Origin of the sequence: uncultured Anaerovibrio sp. (assembly GCA_902786545.1) — a bacterium.
Classification (GTDB): domain Bacteria; phylum Bacillota; class Negativicutes; order Selenomonadales; family Selenomonadaceae; genus Anaerovibrio.
In genome coordinates, this window is record CADACU010000004.1 from 54842 (window position 1) to 78073 (window position 23232).

17 protein-coding genes, 3 tRNA genes, 1 pseudogene and 1 other annotated feature are annotated in these 23232 nt (G+C 47.2%); all 21 genes and pseudogenes read left to right on the forward strand.

Annotation, left to right across the window (positions count from 1 at the left end):
* The first annotated feature begins 10 nt into the window (after positions 1-10).
* Positions 11-1459: an aminotransferase class I/II-fold pyridoxal phosphate-dependent enzyme gene (locus tag QZV24_RS01570; protein WP_294519126.1), complete on the forward strand. Its 1449-nt coding sequence runs from the start codon at positions 11-13 to the stop codon at positions 1457-1459.
* Positions 1460-1469: 10 nt separating this feature from the next.
* Entirely contained in the window at positions 1470-2324 is an 855-nt protein-coding gene (gene speE / locus QZV24_RS01575; RefSeq protein ID WP_294519128.1) for a polyamine aminopropyltransferase, read from the forward strand.
* Entirely contained in the window at positions 2311-3189 is an 879-nt protein-coding gene (gene speB / locus QZV24_RS01580) for an agmatinase (protein WP_294519131.1), read from the forward strand. The genes speE and speB overlap by 14 nt, the downstream gene beginning before the upstream one ends.
* 57 nt (positions 3190-3246) lie before the next feature.
* On the forward strand, positions 3247-4455 hold the full coding sequence (locus QZV24_RS01585; RefSeq protein ID WP_294519133.1) for a saccharopine dehydrogenase family protein: 1209 nt from the start codon (positions 3247-3249) through the stop codon (positions 4453-4455).
* Positions 4452-5642 carry a carboxynorspermidine decarboxylase gene (gene nspC, locus QZV24_RS01590; protein ID WP_294519136.1) on the forward strand — a complete coding sequence of 397 codons (1191 nt, stop codon included), beginning with the start codon at positions 4452-4454 and terminating at the stop codon, positions 5640-5642. Before QZV24_RS01585 ends, nspC begins: the two co-directional genes overlap by 4 nt.
* Positions 5617-6984, forward strand: a complete 1368-nt coding sequence (locus QZV24_RS01595) for a lipase family protein (protein ID WP_294519139.1) — start codon at positions 5617-5619, stop codon at positions 6982-6984. The genes nspC and QZV24_RS01595 overlap by 26 nt, the downstream gene beginning before the upstream one ends.
* 11 nt (positions 6985-6995) lie before the next feature.
* Entirely contained in the window at positions 6996-7445 is a 450-nt protein-coding gene (locus tag QZV24_RS01600) for a MarR family winged helix-turn-helix transcriptional regulator (RefSeq protein WP_294519142.1), read from the forward strand.
* A gap of 44 nt (positions 7446-7489) precedes the next feature.
* Positions 7490-7689: a binding site (T-box leader), on the forward strand.
* 105 nt (positions 7690-7794) lie between these two features.
* Positions 7795-8823 carry a phenylalanine--tRNA ligase subunit alpha gene (pheS, locus tag QZV24_RS01605; protein WP_290657342.1) on the forward strand — a complete coding sequence of 343 codons (1029 nt, stop codon included), beginning with the start codon at positions 7795-7797 and terminating at the stop codon, positions 8821-8823.
* 18 nt (positions 8824-8841) lie between these two features.
* Positions 8842-11277: a phenylalanine--tRNA ligase subunit beta gene (gene pheT, locus QZV24_RS01610; protein ID WP_294519145.1), complete on the forward strand. Its 2436-nt coding sequence runs from the start codon at positions 8842-8844 to the stop codon at positions 11275-11277.
* 137 nt (positions 11278-11414) lie between these two features.
* A complete protein-coding gene (locus tag QZV24_RS01615; RefSeq protein WP_290657338.1) occupies positions 11415-11693 on the forward strand; it encodes a hypothetical protein in 279 nt (92 codons plus the stop codon).
* Positions 11674-11946 (forward strand): DUF4160 domain-containing protein, encoded by a 273-nt coding sequence (locus QZV24_RS01620; protein WP_290657336.1) that lies wholly within the window; start codon positions 11674-11676, stop codon positions 11944-11946. Before QZV24_RS01615 ends, QZV24_RS01620 begins: the two co-directional genes overlap by 20 nt.
* Before the next feature lie 316 nt (positions 11947-12262).
* Positions 12263-12925, forward strand: coding sequence for a class II aldolase/adducin family protein (locus QZV24_RS01625; protein ID WP_294519149.1), 663 nt, complete (start codon positions 12263-12265; stop codon positions 12923-12925).
* Between the two features lie 80 nt (positions 12926-13005).
* Positions 13006-14082: an S-methyl-5-thioribose-1-phosphate isomerase gene (gene mtnA / locus QZV24_RS01630; RefSeq protein WP_294519152.1), complete on the forward strand. Its 1077-nt coding sequence runs from the start codon at positions 13006-13008 to the stop codon at positions 14080-14082.
* Between the two features lie 129 nt (positions 14083-14211).
* Positions 14212-14288: transfer RNA gene (locus QZV24_RS01635), tRNA-Asp, on the forward strand.
* Between the two features lie 4 nt (positions 14289-14292).
* Positions 14293-14368 (forward strand) — tRNA-Gly (locus tag QZV24_RS01640).
* A gap of 5 nt (positions 14369-14373) precedes the next feature.
* Positions 14374-14448, forward strand: a tRNA-Cys gene (locus QZV24_RS01645).
* 434 nt (positions 14449-14882) lie between these two features.
* Positions 14883-16481, forward strand: a complete 1599-nt coding sequence (locus QZV24_RS01650; protein WP_294519170.1) for a ribonuclease J — start codon at positions 14883-14885, stop codon at positions 16479-16481.
* Between the two features lie 299 nt (positions 16482-16780).
* On the forward strand, positions 16781-17728 hold the full coding sequence (locus tag QZV24_RS01655) for an aspartate carbamoyltransferase catalytic subunit (RefSeq protein ID WP_290657330.1): 948 nt from the start codon (positions 16781-16783) through the stop codon (positions 17726-17728).
* The gene (locus QZV24_RS01660) at positions 17725-19017 is read left to right on the forward strand and encodes a dihydroorotase (RefSeq protein WP_294519156.1); all 1293 of its coding nucleotides are present in this window, start codon (positions 17725-17727) and stop codon (positions 19015-19017) included. Before QZV24_RS01655 ends, QZV24_RS01660 begins: the two co-directional genes overlap by 4 nt.
* 2 nt (positions 19018-19019) lie before the next feature.
* The gene (gene carA / locus QZV24_RS01665; RefSeq protein WP_294519159.1) at positions 19020-20093 is read left to right on the forward strand and encodes a glutamine-hydrolyzing carbamoyl-phosphate synthase small subunit; all 1074 of its coding nucleotides are present in this window, start codon (positions 19020-19022) and stop codon (positions 20091-20093) included.
* Positions 20094-20096: 3 nt separating this feature from the next.
* Positions 20097-23232, forward strand: a pseudogene (gene carB, locus QZV24_RS01670) (carbamoyl-phosphate synthase large subunit); the annotation flags it as partial.

Sequence of the window (23232 nt, forward strand, 5' to 3'; positions counted from 1 at the left end):
GGAGTTAGGGATGGAATATTATTCGCAGGATCGGGCCCCCATATTGGAGGCCCTGGAAAAAATGAAACGGGCCCGTCTGGTACCCTTTGATGTACCGGGGCACAAGCGGGGCCGTGGCAACCCGGAGCTTACCGAGTTTTTAGGCGAGCAGTGTCTTTCCGTGGATGTTAATTCCATGAAGATGCTGGATAATCTCTGTCATCCGGTGTCGGTTATCCGTGATGCCGAAGCACTGGCGGCGGATGCTTTTGGGGCTACCCACGCCTTCTTTATGGTAGGTGGCACTACTTCAGCAGTACAGGCCATGGTATTGACTGCCTGCAAGCGTGGTGACAAGATTATTATGCCACGAAATGTGCATCGCAGTGCCATCAATGCCATGATACTGTGTGGGGCTTTGCCTGTTTATGTAAATCCGCAGATGGATTCCATGCTGGGGATTTCTTTGGGTATGAGCGTTGCGGATGTGGAAAAGGCTATTTTGGAAAATCCAGATGCCAAGGCCGTGTTTGTGAACAACCCGACTTATTACGGTATTTGTTCAGACATTAAGTCCATTGTGAAGCTGGCTCATGATCATAATATGCTGGTGCTGGCTGATGAGGCCCATGGGTCCCATTTGTATTTCAGCGACCGGCTGCCAGTAGCTGCCATGCACGCTGGGGCAGATATGGCGGCTATTTCTATGCATAAATCCGGTGGTTCCCTTACTCAAAGCTCTATGCTGTTGATTGGGGAAAAGGTACCGGTGGGGTATGTACATCAGATTATCAACCTTACCCAGACTACCAGTGCGTCATATCTGCTTTTGTCCAGTCTGGATGTGTCCCGTCGCAATATGGCACTGCGGGGCAAGGAAATGGTTGATAAAATCATTGATCTGGTGGAATATGCCCGGGACGAAATAAATACCATCGGTGATTATTATGCCTACTCCAAGGAAATGATAAATGGGGATTCTATCTTTGATTTTGATATAACAAAGCTGTCGGTATATACCCGCTCCATCGGATTGGCCGGCATTGAGGTGTATGATTTGCTGCGGGATGAGTACGATATTCAGACGGAATTTGGTGATATAGCCAATCTGCTGGCCTATGTTTCTGTGGGAGACCGGCCAAAGGATATTGAACGGCTGGTATCGGCTCTGGCGGAAATCCGCCGCAATTATCGTCAAACCGGTCGGAAGATGCTGAAGGCGGAATATATCAGTCCTCAGGTGGTGGCACCGCCTCAGGAGGCTTTTTACAGTGCCAAGGAATCCCTGCCGATTGATAAAACATTGGGGCGGGTGTGCAGTGAGTTTGTTATGTGCTATCCGCCGGGAATACCTATATTGGCACCTGGGGAAATTGTCACAGAAGAAATTTTGCAGTATATACATTATGCCAAAAAAAAGGGCTGTTCCATGACCGGCCCGGAGGATATGGATATAAAGTATCTTAATGTAATGAAATAAGGTGATTCAGATGGAGCTGTGGTACACAGAACAACATACGGAAAATGTAAATTTTTCCATAAAGGTGGATAAACAGCTGTATTCCGGCAAAAGTGATTTTCAGCGGATAGATATATTTGATTCCAAGGAATTTGGCCGGATTATGACCCTGGACGGGTATTTGATGCTGACGGAAAAGGATGAATTCATTTACCACGAAATGATAACCCATGTGGCTATGTGCGTTCACCCCAATGTCAGGAAGGTGCTGGTAATTGGCGGTGGTGACGGCGGTACAGTCCGCGAGCTGACCAAATATGACTTCATTGAAGCCATTGATTTGGTGGAAATCGACGAAGAAGTGGTGGATATCAGCAAAAAGTACCTGTCCCAGACTGCCTGCAAGCTGGATGATCCGCGGGTACACTGTTACTATGAGGACGGGCTGAAGTATATCCGGCGGGTTGATGACGAATACGATATCATCCTTGTGGATTCCACGGATCCGTTCGGTCCAGGAGAGGGTCTTTTTACCAGGGAGTTTTATGGTAACTGCTTTAAGGCCCTGCATGAGGACGGTATTATGGTCAATCAGCATGAAAGTCCGTTCTACGAAGGGGATGCCTACGCTATGCAACGGGCCCATAAGCGGATTTGCCAGTCATTTCCCATTAGCAAGGTCTATCAGGTGCATATACCAACCTATCCGTCGGGGCATTGGCTCTTTGGTTTTGCTTCCAAAAAATATCATCCGGTGAAGGATGTAAATTGGGACAGGTGGAACAGTCTGGGCATAAAGACGCGGTACTATAATACCCCGTTGCACGCCGGGTCCTTCGCCCTGCCTACTTATGTGGAGGAGATGCTGCGCGATGTTGAGTCCTAATATAGAAAATTTCTTAGGCTGTGAGGCTGATTTGACTGAGGCTCGGATTGTACTGTTCGGAGCGCCCTTTGACAGCACCACATCCTATCGGCCTGGGACCAGGTTTGCCAGCAAGGTGATGCGGGCTGAGTCCTACGGATTGGAAACCTATAGTCCATATCAGGATTTGGATATGGAGGATGCCAAGGTGTTTGACAGCGGCGATTTGGAGCTGTCCTTTGGCAATACGGAACAGGCTTTGGCTGATATTGAGGCACGGGCTGCAGAGATTTTGGCCGCCAATAAGTTACCATTTTTAATCGGTGGCGAGCATCTGGTGTCACTGGGGGCAATTCGGGCGGTACATAACAAGTATCCGGATTTACATATTCTCCATTTTGATGCCCATACGGATTTGCGTGAGGAATATCTGGGGGCCAGATTGTCCCATGCTTCCGTCATAAGGCGGGCCTGGGAACTGGTGGGGGATGATAAAATTTGGCAGCTGGGCATTCGCAGCGGCATGAAAGAGGAATTTCAATGGGCCAAGGAACATACTCACTTGTACAAATTTGATTTAAAGGCTCTACCACAGGCTTTGGCCGCTTTAAAGGATAAACCGGTGTATTTTACCATTGATTTGGATGTAATGGATCCATCGGTGTTTCCGGGGACCGGTACCCCGGAATATGGGGGAGTTTCCTTTAAGGAGCTAATGGAAGCGGCGGTAGCCGGCTGTGGATTGAATATAGTGGGTTGTGATATAGTTGAGTTGGCTCCAACGCTGGATAACAGCGGAGCATCTACGGCGGCTGCCCTGAAGATTCTTCGGGAAATGCTGCTGAAGCTGGAAGCGCCCTTTATTGGCGGACCGAAAATAGTATAAAGCCACGGGGAAATCCCTTGCGGTGGATAAGGTTATAAATTATAGGAGGATTATTCAATGGGTAAGGTATTAGTTATTGGCTGCGGCGGTGTAGCCAGCGTAGCAATTCATAAATGTGTTCAGAATCATGAGGTTTTTCAGGAGATTTGTATTGCCAGTCGGACCAAGAGCAAGTGCGACAAGCTGAAGGAAGTTTTGGAAAAGCAGTATGGCAATGTGTGTAAAATCACCACAGCCCAGGTGGATGCCAACAGTGTTGAGCAGCTGGTGAAGCTTATGAAAGAGGTTAAACCGGATGTGGTATTGAATTTGGCATTACCATATCAGGATCTGACCATTATGGACGCCTGTCTGGAGTGCAAGATAAGCTATGTGGATACTGCCAACTATGAACCGGAGGATACGGCCAAGTTTGAGTACAAGTGGCAGTGGGAGTATCGTGAACGCTTTGAAAAGGCCGGTATTACCGCCCTGTTGGGTTCCGGCTTTGATCCGGGCGTTACTGGGGTATTCAGTGCTTATGCGTTAAAGCACGAATTCGATGAAATAAATTATATTGATATTCTGGATTGTAATGCCGGTGACCATGGCTATCCATTCGCTACCAACTTCAATCCGGAAATCAACATTCGGGAAGTATCCGCCAAGGGCAGCTATTGGGAAGATGGCAAGTGGGTAGAAACTGAGCCAATGGAAATTAAGCGGGTTTATGATTTCCCGGAGATTGGGCCAAAGGATATGTATCTTCTGCACCATGAGGAGCTGGAATCCCTGGGGATTAACATCCCGGGTATTAAGCGTATCCGTTTCTTTATGACCTTTGGGGAAAGCTATCTCCGTCATTTGAAATGTCTTGAAAATGTGGGTATGACCTCCATTGAGCCTATTGAATTTGAAGGCAAGCAGATTGTTCCTTTGCAATTTTTGAAGGCTGTATTGCCGGATCCGGCCAGCCTGGGACCGCGTACTGTGGGTAAGACCAATATTGGTTGTATTTTCCAGGGCAAGAAGGATGGTAAGGACAAGACATATTATCTTTACAATGTCTGTGACCATCAGGAGTGCTATAAGGAGGTTGGCTCTCAGGCTATTTCCTACACCACTGGTGTGCCAGCCATGATTGGCGCTATGCTGGTGATGAACGGCACCTGGAATAAGCCGGGTGTATATAACATCGAGGAATTTGATCCGGATCCGTTTATGGAGGCTTTGAATAAGTGGGGCCTGCCTTGGCAGGAGAGCTTTAAGCCGGACCTGGTTGAATGATGGACAGCTACCGGCCTAAATGGCTGAATGAAGTACCCACTCCCAGCTATGTGGTGGAGGAGCAGCGACTAATCCATAATCTGGACATTTTAAAAGGGGTTCAGGACAGGACGGGCTGTCATATATTGCTGGCCCAAAAGGCTTTCTCCATGTTCCATTTTTATCCCCTTATCAGCAAATATCTGAAAGGGACTACGGCCAGCGGCTTGTTTGAGGCTAAACTGGCTCATGAGGAATTTCCCGGGGAAAATCATATTTTTTCCCCAGCCTATCAGGACAAGGACTTTTCGGAAATTTTGGCGATTTGTGACCATATAGTGTTTAATTCCATAAATCAGCTGAAAAAATTTGCTCCCTTGGCCAAGGCTGCCGGCCGTTCCTATGGGCTTCGTATAAACCCTGAACATTCTACCCAGCCGGAAGAACACGCGATCTATGACCCTTGTTTCGGGGACTCAAGGCTGGGAACCAAGCTGAGTGAGCTGGAGCAGGCCCTGAATGAGGATCCGGCGGATGAGTTCCTGTATGGTATCAGTGGCCTGCATTTTCATACCCTGTGTGAGCAGGGAGCAGAACCATTGGCAGAAACTTTGGCGGCTGTTGAAAACCGTTTCGGCAAATATTTTGATAAGCTGGAATGGCTGAACTTTGGTGGTGGGCACCATATTAGCCGAGATGGGTATAACATTGATTTATTGGAAAATTGCATAAAAAATATTCAGAAAAAATACAGATTAAAGGTGTATATTGAACCAGGGGAGGCTGTTGCCCTGGATGCCGGTTTTTTGGTAACCACGGTATTGGATATTATTGAGGCCACTGAACAGAATGGCCGTAAGTCAGCCATTGCCATTTTGGATACCTCGGCCGCCTGCCATATGCCGGATGTATTGGAAATGCCCTATCGTCCGCCACTTATGAATTCAGGTGAGGCCAATGAAAAGGCGTATACCTACACTCTGGCCGGACCTACTTGTCTGGCGGGAGATACTATAGGCATTTATTCCTTTGATAAGCCACTTGCTGTGGGCGAGCGGCTCATCTTTGGTGATATGGCCATATACAGTATGGTAAAGAATAACACCTTTAATGGTATGCCATTGCCGACAATTTGTGCTGTTGATTCCACCGGCAAGGTGGAATTGGTGAGAGAGTTTGGCTATGAAGATTTTAAAATGCGCCTATAAGGCAAAATTTATCAAAAAAGTTGTTATTTCCGTGACATGTGTACTGCTTGCAGGCTGTAGCCTTGTACAGGCTGATCAGGCCAAGCAGCAGGCCGCTTCCACGCAGCTTTTGTGTGCTATGGGAGATATGCTGGTTTACGACAGTCAGCTGAATGATGCATTTAAAAGTGTACTTGGTGATTTTGGCTATGAGGTGGCGGCCTTTTCCAACCAAAATAAACGGGCCAGTACAAATTTTGTTTTGTTTAGAAGTCTTGAACCTAGCCCACAGACCAACCGATATATAAATATACTGGCTATTCCCGGTACTGAAAAGATGAAGGATGTGGAAGTGGATTTGCGGTTTGGCAAGGTACTGTTTGGCGGGACTAATCCAGCGGAATTTGCTGAGTTTGCCAAGACGGAAAAAACTACTTCGGCGGATCCTTTGGTACACCGTGGCTTTAATGACTACACCCAAACTGCCTTTTTTACTACCCGGCCGGATGGTACCATGGGGGTAGACAAGGTTTTTGAAATTGTTAAAGCGGATAGTGAGCAGCTGATTCTCACCGGACACAGTTTAGGGGGAGCGGTATCTGTCCTGTTGGGGAGCCGTCTGCAATGTATGGGGGCTCCAATGGATGAATTGGAGGTTGTTACCTTTGGCGCACCAGCGGTAGGCAATCAGGTTTTTGCTGATAAGTACGGCTCCAAGGTAAATTACACCCGCTATACCATGAGTGGTGATCCGGTGCATGGAATGCTGCAGTTGCTGAAATCTGGTTATGTCCAGACTGGCAAGGAAGTCAAATGTCAACGCAATCCTAATTCCTATCGGTTCAGTCACAATATGGCCGAGTATTTGGATTATTCCATCCGAAACTACCTGGATGTGATGGAACAGGATGGCATGGCTCTGAATGATTATGTGGATACGACCGCTGTTTCCAAGAAATTTTCTTTGCCGGAAAAGAATATCAAGGGACGGGTTTATTTGACTCCGGCTGTGATTACGCTACCGGATGAGCTGTTAAATGACAAGAAATATATGAGTCGTCTGACGGAGCTTTTATCGGACTATGGCTTCGATGAAGCGGTAAAGGGCGATGAAACAGATACTGCAGCTCAGCTAAAGGGGGCACAACAGGCTGGTTGCGGCCGTATTTCCCGGGTAGCGATTGATGCCCGACAAATTAAGAAAAAGGTTTATCAGGTGACGGTTAATGAGGAAATAACTGATGCCTATGGCAATATAGTCAGCACCCAGACTTGTGGCACTGCCACCGATAATGTTTCACCGATAGAGGCTGTATTATTTGGCTTAGGCCGTTGCGTAACTAATCGACAGATGTTCAAGTAAGGGGTATGAAAATGAGTTGCAAGGATTTGACCCGTAGCATTGAAACCATCATGTCTTCTTTAATTATGTCCTGGAAGAATTATTTTGAGGCTAAGATGGCTAAATATTCCATTCGCACCATTACCATGGGAGCGGTATTGTTTTCTGTTTATAAGCATCCCGGAGTAGTCCAGGATGATATATGCAAAATGCTGAATATGGATAAGGCCTATGTAACCCGTGAGTTAAATTCATTGTCCCGGCTTAGCTATATTAAGCGGGAAAAGGATAACATTGACCATCGGAAAAATCATGTTTATGTGACAGATGCTGGCCGGGAAGCGGCTGAGACTATTGAAGCTGTCCGGTGTGATTGGTCAGCTATCGAATTTACCGGTATTAGCGATGAAGAAAAAAAGAGTTTTTTGGATATATTGAACAAGGTTCAGACCAATGTTCGGGATAAGGCACTGATCTTTTAACATTTTTATTGCATTATCCTGTTGTTGATGATAAAATACCCTATATTGAGGCAGAGAAAGAGAGAGTAGCCAGGCCGTATGCTCACAGGAAGTCCTGATAACTGCGAACAGGGCAGCTAAAGTTTGGTGAAGTTCACTCCGGAGCCTCCCCGGTGAAGAGATGTAGTTGGGGCGTATAGCTGCGTTAAGGCATAAAGAAGTTATAAATTAGGGTGGTACCGCGAATCAGACCTTCGCCCCTTTTTGGGGTGAGGGTCTTTTTTAATTAGGAATTAGGAGTTAGGAGTTAGGAGTTAGGAGTTAAAAATTAGGATTTGGGAGTTAGGAATTAGAGATTTAGGAGGAAAATATGGAAAGCAAGATTGAACAGCTTCGTCAGGAAGCAAGCAAGGCTATTAAAGATGTAGCAGGTACGCTTAACGACTTAAATGATATTAGGGTAAAATATCTCGGTAAAAAAGGTGAGTTGACTTCTATTCTCAGAGGTATGGGACAGCTTAGTGCAGAGGATCGTCCCCGTATTGGCCAAATTGTTAATGAAGCCCGTCAGCAGCTGGAGCAGCTGATTGCTGACAAAAATCAGGAGCTAAAGGCCAAGGAAATGGCCAAACGCCTGGCCAGTGAAAAGATTGATGTAACCCTGCCTGGGCGCCAGACCAGTCATGGTCACATTCATCCACTTACCTTAACCCTTTTGGAAATCAAGGATATTTTTATGCGTATGGGCTTTAGTGTGGAAGAAGGTCCGGAAATTGAGCAGGATTACTATAACTTTGAGGCGTTGAACCTGCCGAAGGATCATCCGGCTCGGGATATGCAGGATTCATTCTATATCACCGAGGATATTCTGATGCGTTCCCAGACCTCCCCGGTACAGGCCCGGACCATGGAGGCCCATGAGCCAAACAGTCCGATTCGGATGATTGCTCCTGGTCGAGTATATCGCCGGGATGATTATGATGCTACCCATTCCCCAATGTTTACCCAGATTGAGGGCATGGTTATTGATAAGAATATCAGCTTTGCCGATTTAAAGGGTACTTTGGAGGACTTCCTGCGGCAGATTTTCAACAAGGATGTAAAGGTTCGGCTTCGTCCAAGCTTTTTCCCATTTACGGAGCCAAGCACCGAGGTGGATATTTCCTGCGTAATGTGCAAAGGTCAGGGTTGTCGTGTCTGCAAGGGCACTGGTTGGCTGGAAATATTGGGAGCCGGCATGATTCATCCAAATGTACTAAAAATGAGTGGCTATGATCCTTCCCAGGTCAGTGGCTTTGCGTTTGGTATGGGAGTAGAGCGTATTACCATGCTGAAGTACGGTATAGATGATCTTCGTCTGTTCTATGACAATGATACTCGTCTGTTGGAACAGTTTTGATAGGGAGGAGATAGTAAAATGCAGGTATCAATGAAATGGCTTCACGATTATATAGATTTTAATGAAACTTCCGATGAGTTGGCTGACAAGCTGACTATGGCCGGTATTCCGGTGGAAAATGTGGTTCATGCCGGTGAAGGGCTGGAGAAGGTGGTAACCGGTAAGGTTGAGTCCATTGAGCGTCATCCGGACTCTGACCATATGTTTATCACCCAGATGAATGTTGGGCAGCCGGAGCTGGTTCAGATTGTAACCGGGGCACAGAATGTGAAACAGGGTGATATTGTTCCGGTAGCCATGATTGGAGCCAAGCTGCCAAATGGGCTGAAGATTTCCAAGGGTAAGCTCCGTGGCGTAGCTTCCAACGGTATGCTGTGCTCTGCCGATGAGCTGAGAATGGATTTGACTGCCCTTACTGATGAGCAGAAGGACGGTATTTATATTTTGCCGGCGGATACCGAGGTCGGCATTCCGGCTAAGGATGCCTTAGGCCTTGATGATGATATTCTGGAGTTTGAGCTTACCGCCAATCGGGGGGACTGCTTCAGTGTATTCGGTTTAGTAAGGGAAATTGCCGTGCTTACCGGTAATACACCAAAATGGCCAGAGATTAAGGTGAATGAGGACGACGAGGCTTCTACGGCTGATATGGTCAAGATTGGGATTGAGGCTAATGACCTTTGTTCCCGGTTCTCGGCCCGTGTGTTAAAGAATGTAAAGATTATGGAATCTCCGGAGTGGATGCAGGTTCGTCTGGAAAATGCCGGAATTCGGTCAATCAATAATATTGTGGATGTTACCAACTTCGTCATGGTGGAACTGGGACAGCCAATGCATGCCTACGATTACGATCAGATTGCCGGAGCCAGCCTCACGGCCCGTCGGGCAGTTGCTGGCGAGAACCTCCATACCTTGGATGATTCCGAGCGCACGGCCAAGGGCGAGGAGCTGGTTATTGCTGACAGCGAAAAGCCGGCTGGACTGGCTGGTGTAATGGGTGGACTGGAGTCGGAAGTTACTGATAATACCACAACGGTTGTATTGGAGGCGGCTGCCTTTAATGGGGCCAGCATTCGTCGTACTTCACGGGCTTGTGGTCTTCATTCGGAAGCCTCTGGCCGATTCGAGCGTGGGGTGGATGTTACCGGCACTATCCGTGCTTTGGACCGGGCAGCCCAGCTGCTGCAGGATATGGGGGCCTGCACCGTCACCAAGGGAGTTGTGGATGTATACCCGGTAGAAAAAGAACCTGTATCGGTTGATTTTACCCCAGAGCAGATTAACAAGCGTCTTGGTACTGATATTACTGTGGCGAAAATGGTGGAAATTCTCGAAAGTCTTGGCTTCAAGTGTGAGGACAATGGCCAAGGGGGCTATCATGTGGCAGTGCCTTCCTGGCGAAATGATGTCACCTTTATGGAAGACCTGTCCGAGGAGGTTGCCCGTATTTATGGCTTTGAGAATATTCATGCTACTACTCCGGTAGGAACCATGGTTCAGGGTGTTCAGAGCCCGTTGCAGAACTTTATTGATCGTATAAAGATTACACTGACACATATTGGTATGAACGAGGAGCTGTCCTTCAGCTTTACCAATGCTGATATGTTTGATAAAATGCTGATTCCGGCCGATAGTCCGCTTCGTCAGGCTATTCCAATAATGAATCCATTGACGGATGATGCTCCATTGGTACGAACCAGCCTGCTGGCCAGTGTGCTGGAAAATGCCTGCCGTAATTTATCCCGGAAAAACGAGGACATCCGTCTTTATGATGTGGCTCCGGTATTTTATCCGAAGGCGTTGCCGCTTACTGAGCTGCCGGATGAGGTGGTGAAGGTGGCTGGCTTTATGTGTGGGCGTCGCAACCCAATGAGCTGGAATACGGACAATGATCTGGTAGATTTTTATGATGCCAAGGGCATTGTGGAGGAGCTGCTGTCCAAGCTGAACATCACTCGGTGTCAGGTGGTGGCCGGGGAGTATACGGCTATGCATCCTGGTAAGACCGCGTTGTTTAAGAAGAGCAAGGATATTGTGGCGGCTGTTGGCGAGCTTCATCCTCAGGTGGCCGAAAATCTGGGTATCAGCAAGAAAGCCTACATTTTTGAAATGGATGTACCAACCTTGATGAAGTACAGCTCAGATAAATTTAGCTTTGATGTACTGCCTAAGTATCCGGCCATTGTGCGTGATCTGGCTATGTTGGTGGATGATGGCATCAATGCTGCAGATATTGAAAAAACCATTACCAAGAATGGCGGCAAGTTCTTTAAGAATGTAACCCTCTTTGATGTGTATACCGGCAAGCAGATTGCCGAGGGCAAAAAGAGTATGGCCTTCACCATGCTGTTCCAGTCCAACGACAAGACTCTTACCGATGATGAGGTTGATGAGTCATTTAATAAGATTATTGCGGCAGTGGAGAAGGAATTCAACGCTGAGCTTCGCGGCTAATATGCGAGTGGGGGCTGTGTTTTCACAGCCCTTTTTATATGGGGTTACAATAACCCAGTCGAGGAAAAGTTTAAAAGAATTGATGAAGGAATGTTTTATGATTGTGGTATAATGATACTGATAAGGAGGGGATTTTTATGGAATTTTGTCGTGTACATAAAGATAACTATATATTGATATATTTTATTGTTAGCTTCTATTATTCTGAAACCAGCGGAGAACATATTGAAATGCGGGTGGAAAAGGATGTGGACAGCGATGTTTATGCGGAATTTACCCTGCCTGCTTATCATTGCCATCATGCGTATGGCTTTACCGAGGCTGAACTGGATAAAATAGAGCGTTTCTTGCGTAATAATGCTGTGTCTATTTGGGATATGGCCAGGGAGGGTAATCATGCCGAAAGCATTGCTTGATTATCTAGGATATGTTATTTATTTTTGGATAGGTGATGGAACCGAGCCTGTGCATGTTCATATTTCTCCGGGTAAACAAACTAATGGAGCTACCAAAGTTTGGATAAAGAAAAATGGGGTAGAGCTTGCTCATAACAAAAGCAATATCCCACAAAATGATCTAAGAAGACTGTTACGCTTCATTGATGACAACAAAGATATAATAATGACGGAGTGGCTTTTGCGGTTTGGCAAGGCTGAACTAAAAATGTGAATAATGGGCTGTGGGAAATATGGGACTTACCGCAGCCTTTTTCTTTTAATAGGTTAGTTAAGACTACTAGCGCTTTTGGGGACGGCTTAATATAGTTTATGAATATAACGAGCTTTAAGATGTCCCCCACCTCTTTAGGTGGGGGAAAACAAACTTTAACAGCTGGCGAGCATATCTCCCAGCTCGTTGCGACGCGAAGCTAGTCCTGGAAGGAAAACGCTAATTGGAAGATTTTTCTTCTTAAAGAAGAAAAATTTGAACAATGGCGTTATAAAATTGTTATACTTTTTGGGATATCATTTGGGGTGTTGATTGTATGTTGGACGAGCAGAAAAAGAAAGTATTAAAATATGCTTTGGAAGCAGAGAAAATGGGGCTTTGCCGGCATCGGTCCGGCAATTTCAGCCTTCGTGACGAGGCCACTGGCCTTATTTGTATCACGCCTACGGGGGTAGACCGCAATGAAATGAGCTTTGAGGATATCGTAGTAATGAATCAACAGGCCCAGGTGGTGGAAAGTATCAACGGACACCGTCCTACCAGTGAAGCCATGATGCACCTAAGGATTTATGAGGCCAGGCCTGAGGTCAATGCAGTGGTGCACACCCACTCCAAGTTTGCAGTGACCTTTGCCATTTTGAAAAAGGAAATTCCGGCCATTGTCTACGAGCTGATGAACCTTGGCTGCAAGGAGGGCTATATTCCGGTGGCGCCCTATGGAAGACCTGGAACAATGGCGTTGGCGGAGTCGGTTATAGAGCCTCTGGGCATATCAGATGTGGTGTTGATGGAAAGCCACGGGGTTGTGGCGGTGGACAAGGAGATTAAGGAAGCTCTTTTAAAGGCAGCCTATGTGGAGGAACTGGCTGAAATATATTATCGCACTTTGACCGTATTGGGACCGGGCAAAGAACCTGCCTGTGTACCTAACGAGGAATTGCAGAAGTGGGCTTATCCAAAGGAAATTAGATTTAATTAAGAATTGTGAATTAGGAATTAGGAATTAAGAATTAGGAATTAAGAATAAAAATTCATAATTAGCATTGGGGGAGATGGGAAATGAATATTATGGATTATGATACGGTGGCACTGGATGACCAGAAAGATGCCCTGGTGATTATTGATCAGACCAGATTGCCTTATTCCATTGAGATACTGGAACTGACTGAGCTAAAGGAAATCTGGGATGCGATATACCTGTTAAAGGTTCGGGGGGCACCGGCCATTGGGGTGGCTGCCGCCATAGGTATTTATCTGGAGGCAAAGAAGATAGCTGCAGCATCGGATTGCTTTGCAGACTTCTATGATAAATTCAAGTTGGCCAAGAAGTATCTGGATTCGGCCCGACCGACGGCCGTGAATTTGTCTTGGGCCTTGAATCGTATGGAACAGGTGGTACTGGCCGACAAGGGGAAAATGCTGGTGGAGATAATTCAGCACCTCCACGCTGAAGCGGTGGAAATTCGGGAGGAGGACATTCGGGTTTGCCGGGCCATCGGTGAATATGGTCTGACCCTGATTAAGGACGGCGACGGCCTCCTGACCCATTGTAATGCCGGAAAGCTGGCAGCGGTAAAATATGGTACGGCTACAGCGCCAATGTATGTAGGTCAGGAAAAAGGCTATAATTTTAAGATATTTGCCGACGAAACCCGTCCACTTTTACAGGGAGCCCGGCTTACTTCCTTTGAGCTTCAGTCCTCCGGCTTTGATGTGACCTTGATCTGTGACAATATGGCGGGTATGGTTATGCGAAACGGCTGGGTAAATGCTGTATTTGTTGGCTGTGACCGGGTGGCTGCCAACGGGGATGTGGCCAATAAAATCGGTACCTCTATGGTAGCGGCCTTGGCCAAACGCTATGACATTCCATTTTATGTTTGTGCCCCGACGGCTACCATTGATATGGCTACGGCTACCGGCAATGATATCGTCATCGAGGAACGCAAACCGTCGGAGGTAACGGATATGTGGTATGAAAAGCCGATGGCTCCAGCCGGGGTCAAGGTATTCAACCCGGCCTTTGATGTAACGGACAATGAGCTCATTTCCGGCATTGTCACTGAGTTTGGTATCGCCAAGGCACCGTATACTGCCAGTCTAAAGGAGATTTTTTCCCGAAAGGCTGGCCAATAGAAATATTTTGATAAATAGCCCTACCATTAGCTTTTAGCTTTAAAAAGGCATATTTATCAATATTTTTGTTGACAAAGGTATTCCCATCCCTTATAATAACTATCGTCGTCAAAAACGACAGCTAAACGCGGCCCGGTAGTTTAGTTGGTTAGAATGCCGCCCTGTCACGGCGGAGGTCAGGGGTTCAAGTCCCCTTCGGGTCGCCATTTTGCGGAAATAGCTCAGTTGGTAGAGCATCACCTTGCCAAGGTGGGGGTCGCGAGTTCGAGTCTCGTTTTCCGCTCCATATTCGGTGCCATCGCCAAGTGGTAAGGCCAAGGTCTGCAAAACCTTTATTCCCCAGTTCGAATCTGGGTGGCACCTCCATATGCATATAATCCCGGCTTCCGCCGGGATTATTTATTTTTGAGGAAATATGTTATAACGAGCTTTAAGATGTCCCCTACCTCTTTAGGTGGGGGGGAACAAACTACAACAGCTGGCGAGCATATCTCCCAGCTCGTTGAAACGCTAATTGGAAGATTTTTCTTCTTAAAGAAGAAAAATTTGAACAATGGCGTTATAACCTGCTACTAAAAATACTTTACATAGCAGTTAAAAATATGTTAATATTTACTGTAATGATTTGTTCGGTCAAGTAAATCTATACAGTAGCTTATTGTAAAAAGTTTCGCAAGTGATTCGGATTTTATCGTGGCAATTTAGTTTATATACAATTTAATATGGAGGTGTGATTTTTGCCAAAGAACGAAAAATTACAGATTATTCCTTTGGGCGGTTTAGGTGAAATCGGCAAAAATATGACAGTAGTCCAGTACGGTGATGAGATACTGCTTATTGATGCGGGGTTGATGTTCCCGGATGATGAAATGCTGGGTATAGATTTGGTTATTCCGGATTTTACCTATTTGATAGAAAACCAGGACAAGGTGAAGGCTATCGTATTGACGCATGGTCACGAGGACCATATCGGGGCATTGCCATATGTGCTGAAGAAAATCAGTGCTCCGGTGTACGGTACACGGCTTACCCTTGGTATACTGGAGGGTCGTTTGAAGGAAAATGGCGTTGATTCCAAAATGCTGCGCCCGGTAAAGCAAGGCGACAACATAAAGGCTGGTTGCTTTAATGTTGAGTTTATTCGGGTCAACCACAGTATCCCGGATGCGGTAGGACTGGCTATTACTACGCCAATCGGCACTATTGTTCATACCGGTGACTTCAAGTTGGACTATACCCCAATAGATGGGAAAATGACTGATTTCCGTCGGTTCTCTGATTTGGGGAACAAGGGCGTACTGGTGATGATGGCCGATAGTACCAACGCTGAGCGGGAAGGTCATACGCCTAGTGAGAGTACCGTTGGTGCATCCTTTGACAAGGCGTTTCACAATGCCCAGGGCCGGATTATTCTGGCTACATTCTCGTCCAATGTACACCGTATTCAGCAGGTAATAAATACTGCTGTCCGATATCGCCGCAAGGTGGCTGTGTTGGGCCGCAGTATGGTTAATGTTGTTAATATTTCCCGGGAGCTGGGGTATATTGAGGCTCCGGAGGGAACTATCGTAGATATTGATGAAATAAGTAATTATCCGGCAAATCAGGTTGTTATTATCACTACAGGCAGTCAGGGTGAGCCAATGTCAGCGCTGACCCGTATGTCCCAGTCGGACTACCGTAAGGTCAGCATCGTACCGGGAGATACTATTATTATTTCTGCCACACCAATTCCCGGTAATGAAAAGCTGGTTTCCCGCACAGTGGATAATCTGCTCAAGCTGGGAGCTCATGTGGTGTATGGCCGGGAAAATGGCATTCATGTATCCGGTCACGCCAGTCAGGAAGAATTAAAGCTGATGCATAATATCGTGCGGCCGAAATTCTTCATTCCGGTGCATGGTGAGTACCGCCATTTGGTTAAGCATGCCAAATTAGCCCAGGAGCTGGGGATGCCAAAGGAAAATATTTTCATTGGCGAAAATGGCCAGATTTTGGAATTTACCAAAAACAAGGGCGCTGTAGCTGGTCGGGTACCATCCGGCCGTCTGCTGGTTGATGGCCTTGGCGTAGGTGATGTGGGCAATATTGTGCTGCGTGATCGTCGTCAGTTGTCCCAGGATGGTATTATCATTATTGTGGTTACCATGGACAAGGAACAGGGCGTTGTGGTGGCCGGCCCTGATATTGTCAGCCGCGGTTTTGTCTATGTCCGTGAGTCGGAAGAACTGATGGATGAGGTGCGGAATCGGGTTGAGGAAGCACTGGCCAAATGTGAGGATGAAGGCATTACCGAATGGTCCGGATTGAAGTCCGCTATGCGTGACGCACTGGGACGGTTCATTTTTGAGCGTACCCGTCGTCGTCCGATGATTTTACCGATCATTATGGAAATTTAATACAATAATGCAACGGGCAGATGGATACTTCATCTGCTCGTTTATTTAGTATATTATTGATTTATTTCCCTTGATTTATAATATATTTTGTGGTAGAGTAGTTACAGTTTAATATGGCCTTTGAAATTGGTCCTGTGAGGCTGATAAAGGAAGCTGGTAAGATAGTGGCGTTTGCTCATTATTTACTGGGATAAGTGTATCTAAAAGCATTTTTAGCTTTCTTGTGCCTCGGCATAAGAAAGCTTTTTTTATTGAGTTACACTAATCTAAAACTTCGGGTCAAAAAAGGAGTGATTGTCTTGGATAATACTAATGTGAACCTCAGAGGCAAGGATGTGCTGGCATTGGCTGATTTTTCCCCTGAGGAAATCCAGGTGATTCTGGAAAGTGCCAAGGAAATGAAGAACATCATTCACCGTGACATTAAAAAAGTACCGGCTCTGCGGGGAAAATCGATTGTTACCCTGTTTTATGAGCCAAGTACCCGTACCCGTTCATCCTTTGAATTGGCTGGCAAGTACTTGGGGGCTGATGTAGTAAACATCACCGCCGGTACCAGCAGTATCGTTAAGGGGGAAAGCCTGCGGGATACCCTGTATACTGTGTCAGCCATGGGAGTTGATGCAATCATTATGCGTCACAAGGCGGAAGGGGCCGCTGAATACGCCTCCAAGGTGGTTGACCCGGTAATAATAAATGCTGGCGACGGAGCCCATGCCCATCCGTCCCAGGGCCTTTTGAACTTATTTACGGTAATGGAGCATAAGGGCCATTTGGAAGGGCTTAAATACGCTATTTTAGGTGATATTACCCATAGCCGGGTAGCCCGGTCCGATATTCAGGGGATGCGGAAAATGGGGGTTGAGGTCCATCTGGCCGGCCCTAAGACCTTGATGCCAAGATTTCTCTGTGAGGAAGAAGGAATTTTTGTTCACGACAATGTGGAGGATGCCATTAAGGATGCAGATGTAATCAATGTACTGCGCATTCAGCTGGAACGGCAGAAGGCGGGTCTGTTCCCATCCCCACGGGAATATGCCCGAATTTATGGCCTTAATGACAAGCGTATGGCCTTGGCCAAGGACGATGTGCTTATTCTTCATCCTGGTCCAATGAACAAGGGACTGGAGATTTCACCGATGGTGGCCTATGGTGACCATTCGGCTATTCAGGAGCAGGTGCAAAATGGTGTGGCGGTTCGTATGGCTATTTTGACGCACGCATTGACTGGGGGGAATAAGGCATGAAAATTTTGATAAAGGGTGGCAGAGTGATTGATCCTGCCAATAAGATAGATAAAATCGCTGATGTGTTGATTGAGGATGACAAGATTGCCAAGGTGGGAGCCAATATAAAGGACACCGCTGATGAGGTAATGGATGTTGCCGGAAAAATTGTTTGCCCGGGCTTTATTGATATGCATGTGCATTTGCGGGAGCCGGGCCAGGAGGCCAAGGAAGATTTTGCGTCCGGTACCAAGGCTGCGGCGGCAGGTGGCTATACTACAGTGGCTACGATGCCAAATACCAATCCGGTGGTAGATACGGCAGCTATGGTTCGTTCCCTGCAAAAGCGGGCCGAAGAAGCAGCTGTAGTTCATGTAGAAATTATCGGGGCTGTTACCAAGGGGCAGAAGGGCGAGGAAATGGCCGAGGTCGGGGATATGACCGCCGCTGGTGCGGTAGCTTTTTCCGATGATGGTCATTTCACAAAATCGGCCAAGGTACTGTTAAACTGCTATGATTACTTGCGAGCTTTTGATAAGGTAATCATCAATCACGATGAGGAACCTAGTTTGGTGGAAGAGGGAGTGATGAATGAAAGTCATCGCAGTGCCATGCTGGGTATGAAGGGACGGCCAACTGTAGCCGAAGATATCGCCGTATTCCGGGATATTGCTCTGGCTGAATACGCAGATGCCCGGGTTCATGTGGCCCATATCAGCTCGGCCCGTTCCGTGGAGTTGGTTCGTGAAGCCAAAAAGCGGGGCGTTAAAGTTACCGCCGAAGCCACACCTCAGCATATGACCATGACCGACGATATGGTGGAGCTTTCGGACAGCTCTACCAAGATAAATCCGCCACTGCGCCAGCAAAAGGATGTAGAGGCCGTATTGGAGGGCCTGAAGGATGGTACTATCGATTGTATAGTTACTGACCATTCTCCCCATGCCCAGGAGGAAAAGGATCGTGAATATATTTACGCTCCAAGTGGGTTTCCGGGACTGGAAACCGCTTTGGGGGTATTGATGACTGACTTAGTTGATAAGGGAAAGTTGGACATTGTAACGATGATTTCCAAATTGACTGCTGAGCCAGCTAAAATTTTCGGTCTGAAGGCCGGCAGCCTCAAGGCTGGTATGCCAGCGGATGTTACTGTTATTGACCCAGAACTGTGTTGGACAGTAGATGAAAAGAAGTTCTACACCAAGGGCTCCCATTCACCATTTATTGGCCGTGAATTGAAAGGAAAGGCAGTAAAGACCTTCGTTGACGGCAAGCTGGTTATGGATGACGGCGTGATTTTGGAGGTGTAATTTTGAAGGGAAAGCTTATTCTTGAAGACGGCAGCGTTTTCACCGGAGATTTGTTAAATGATTGTACAGCCACCGGTGAGGTGGTTTTCAATACAGGTATGACCGGGTATCAGGAAATTCTTACTGACCCATCCTACTGTTGTCAGATTGTTACCTTGACCTTCCCGTTGGTGGGAAACTATGGGGTGGCTGAGAAATTTATGCAGTCCAGAAAATCCTTTGTCAACGGATTTATCATTGGGGAGCTTTGTGATGAAGGCAGCAACTGGCAGAAGGAAAATGAACTGGCGCAATTTCTGAATGACCAGAAAATTCCTTGCCTGTACAATGTGGACACCCGGGCTGTGACCCGTACCATCCGCTCCCAGGGCTGTATGAAGGGGGTTATTGTTTCCGAGGATGCCACTCAGGAAGAAATCGACAAACTGATGACGGTGCCAATTAAACTGGATGTGGTGGCTGAGGTTACTACGCCGGAAAAATATGTTATGGAAAATGATGGACCGAATGTAGTTGTAATGGATTTTGGTATTAAGCAAAACATACTGAATTCGATGCATAACCTGGGCTGTCGTCTTACTGTTGTTCCGGCTTCCACCACGGCTGAGGAGATTTTGGCCATGAATCCGGATGGTATTTTCTTGTCCAACGGTCCTGGTGACCCAAAGGATGTGCCTGAGGTCATTGCCGAGGTCAAGAAGCTGATTGGGAAAAAGCCAATGTTCGGTATTTGTCTGGGACATCAGCTTATATCACTGGCTTTGGGGGCTGACACCTACAAGTTGAAATTTGGTCATCGTGGTTCCAACCAGCCGGTAAAGGATTTGCGCAACGGTCGGGTATATATATCCTCCCAGAACCACGGCTATGCTGTGGAGGAAGCTTCCTTAAAGGATCTTCCATTGGAGGTTACGCATATAAATGTCAATGATGGCACTGTAGAGGGGATGCAGCATACCTCCCTCCCGTTATTCTCCGTTCAGTATCATCCGGAGGCGTCGCCGGGACCGGATGATAATATGTATCTGTTTGACCAGTTCTGGGCTATGCTCACCGGTGAAGGTAAGGGGGAATAATCTGTGCCAAAGAAGGAAAATTTAAAGAAGGTTATCGTTATTGGTTCCGGTCCAATTATCATTGGACAGGCTGCAGAATTTGACTACGCCGGTTCCCAGGCGTGTCGGGCCCTGAAGGAAGAAGGTCTGGAGGTTGTGCTGGTAAACAGCAACCCGGCCACTATTATGACCGATACTCATATGGCTGATCGGGTTTACATTGAGCCCCTTACCGTTGAGTTTATGGAAGAGATAATCAGCAAGGAACGGCCGGATGGCCTGTTGGCTACCCTGGGGGGACAGGCTGGCTTGAATTTGGCGGTACAGCTGTCTGAAAAGGGTATACTGGAAAAATATGGAGTGGAGCTGCTGGGAACTTCTTTAAAAGCCATTGAACAGGCCGAGGACCGGGAGCTGTTCAAGGAAACTATGAACAAGCTGGGCGAGCCGATTCCGGAGTCTACCATTGTTGAGGATGTGGCTTCAGCGGTTAAATTTGCTGAGGAAATAGGTTATCCGTTGATTGTGCGTCCAGCCTACACTATGGGTGGTACCGGTGGCGGTATTGCCAACAACGAGGAAGAGCTGGTTGACATTGTTATCAAGGGCCTGAAGTACTCCATGATTGGCCAGGTGCTTATCGAGCGCAGTGTGGCCGGTTGGAAGGAAATCGAGTATGAGGTAATGCGGGATGGCAGTGACAACTGTATTACCATCTGTAATATGGAGAACTTTGATCCGGTCGGTGTACATATATGGAGAACTTTGATCCGGTCGGTGTACATACCGGTGACTCCATTGTAGTGGCACCGTCTCAGACGCTGACAGATCACGAATATCAGATGCTCCGCAGTGCCAGTATCCGGATTATCCGTGAGCTGGGAATTGAGGGCGGTTGCAACGCTCAGTATGCGCTGGATCCCAATTCAAACCAGTATTATGTAATAGAGGTTAATCCACGGGTAAGCCGGTCTTCGGCGTTGGCTTCCAAGGCTACTGGTTATCCGATTGCTAAGGTTTCAGCGAAAATTGCCATCGGATACAGCTTGGATGAGATAACCAATGCCGTAACCCAAAAGACCAAGGCCTGCTTCGAGCCAGCCTTGGACTACTGTGTGGTAAAATTCCCGCGCTGGCCATTTGATAAGTTTGTCTATGCCGACAAGACCCTGGGGACCCAGATGAAGGCCACCGGTGAGGTAATGTCCATTGACCGGAACTTTGAGGGAGCCATTTTGAAGGCGGTCCGTTCGTTGGAAATCGGGGTTCATCGCCTGCATATGGAAGATATGGACGAATGGGATGATGACCGCATTATCAAGTCTTTGGGCAAGTGTAATGATGAGCGGCTGTTTGTTATTGCCGAGGCACTGCGCCGGGGCATTATGGATATAGATGGCATTCACGATATTACCAAAATTGATAAATGGTTCCTGGGGAAGATCAAGAAAATCACCGACATCGAGCTGCGTATTAAAAATGAACAGATTACACCAAGCTTGATGCTGGCTGCCAAGGATGTGGGACTGGCTGACCGGTCTATTGCTGAACTGGCCGGTAAGACAATGGATGAAATCCGTACTTTGCGCAAGACGATGAATATTCTCCCTTGCTATAAGATGGTTGATACCTGTGCCGCCGAGTTTGAAGCCGCAACCCCTTATTATTATTCTACCTTCCATGCTCAGGAGGATGAGGTAAAGCCGTCCAACCGTCGGAAAGTAGTTGTGTTGGGGTCTGGGCCAATCCGCATTGGTCAGGGGGTAGAGTTTGACTATTGCTCGGTGCATTCTGTATGGGCGCTCAGAAAAATGGGAATTGAGGCCATTATTATCAACAACAATCCAGAAACTGTTTCCACGGATTTTGATATTTCCGATAGACTGTATTTTGAGCCTTTGACGGTGGAGGATGTACTGAATATTATTGACAAGGAAAAGCCGGAGGGGGTAATTGTCCAATTTGGTGGCCAGACCGCCATAAATTTGGCCGAGGCCTTGTCCAAGGCCGGCATCAAGGTATTTGGTACTTCGGTAGATGATATTGATCGGGCCGAGGACAGAGAGCGCTTTGATGAGGTGCTGACGCAGACTGGTATTCCGCGGCCAAAGGGAATCAGTGTGACCAATCAGGAGGATGCCATCAAGGGGGCCACTGAAATCGGTTATCCGGTAATGGTGCGTCCATCTTATGTATTGGGTGGCCGGGCCATGGAAATCGTTTACAACGAGGAAGAGCTGCGGGACTATATGGGCCGGGCTGTAAAGGTTACGCCGGAGCATCCTGTACTGGTGGACCGCTATATGCAGGGAACTGAGGTAGAGGTTGATGCCATTTCTGATGGCATTGATGTGATTATTCCGGGCATTATGGAGCATGTGGAGCGGGCCGGGGTTCATTCCGGTGACTCTATTGCAGTATATCCGCCACAGACTTTGCCGCAGAAGATTAAATACACCATTGTTGACTACACTAAGCGACTGGCTGTTTGTCTCCATGTAAAGGGGCTGATGAACATTCAGTATGTGGTGGCCAACGATGAGGTTTATGTTATCGAGGTTAATCCGCGGTCATCCCGAACAGTGCCGTTCCTCAGCAAGGTAACAGATGTACAGATGGTGGATGTGGCAACCCAGGTGGCCATGGGGGCTTCTATCAAGGAGCTGGGTTATAAGACTGGGCTGGTGGCACCGAAGCCATATGTTGCTGTAAAGGCGCCGGTATTTTCCTTCAATAAGATGGCTGATGTAGATATTTCCCTTGGACCGGAAATGAAGTCCACCGGTGAGGTTATGGGGATAGATTATCACTATGACCGGGCCCTGTACAAGGCGATGACTGGTGCAGGAATGAATATCCCACTCAAGGGTTGTATCCTCTTTACTGTGGCCAATAAGGACAAGGATGAGATGAAGCAGCTGGCCAAGGCATTCTCCGAGCTGGGCTATAAGCTCATGGCTACCTCGGGCAGTGCCAAGGCAATCCAGTCTATGGGCATTGATGCCGAAGTGGTTGGAAAAATGCACGAACGCAGTGCAGATATTATTCAGCTGATTAAGCAGGGGCATATTCATATGGTTATTAACACCATGACCCAAAATCAGGGCAAGAGTGTTGTGCACGATGGGTTTAAAATCCGTCGGGCTACGGTGGAGCATGC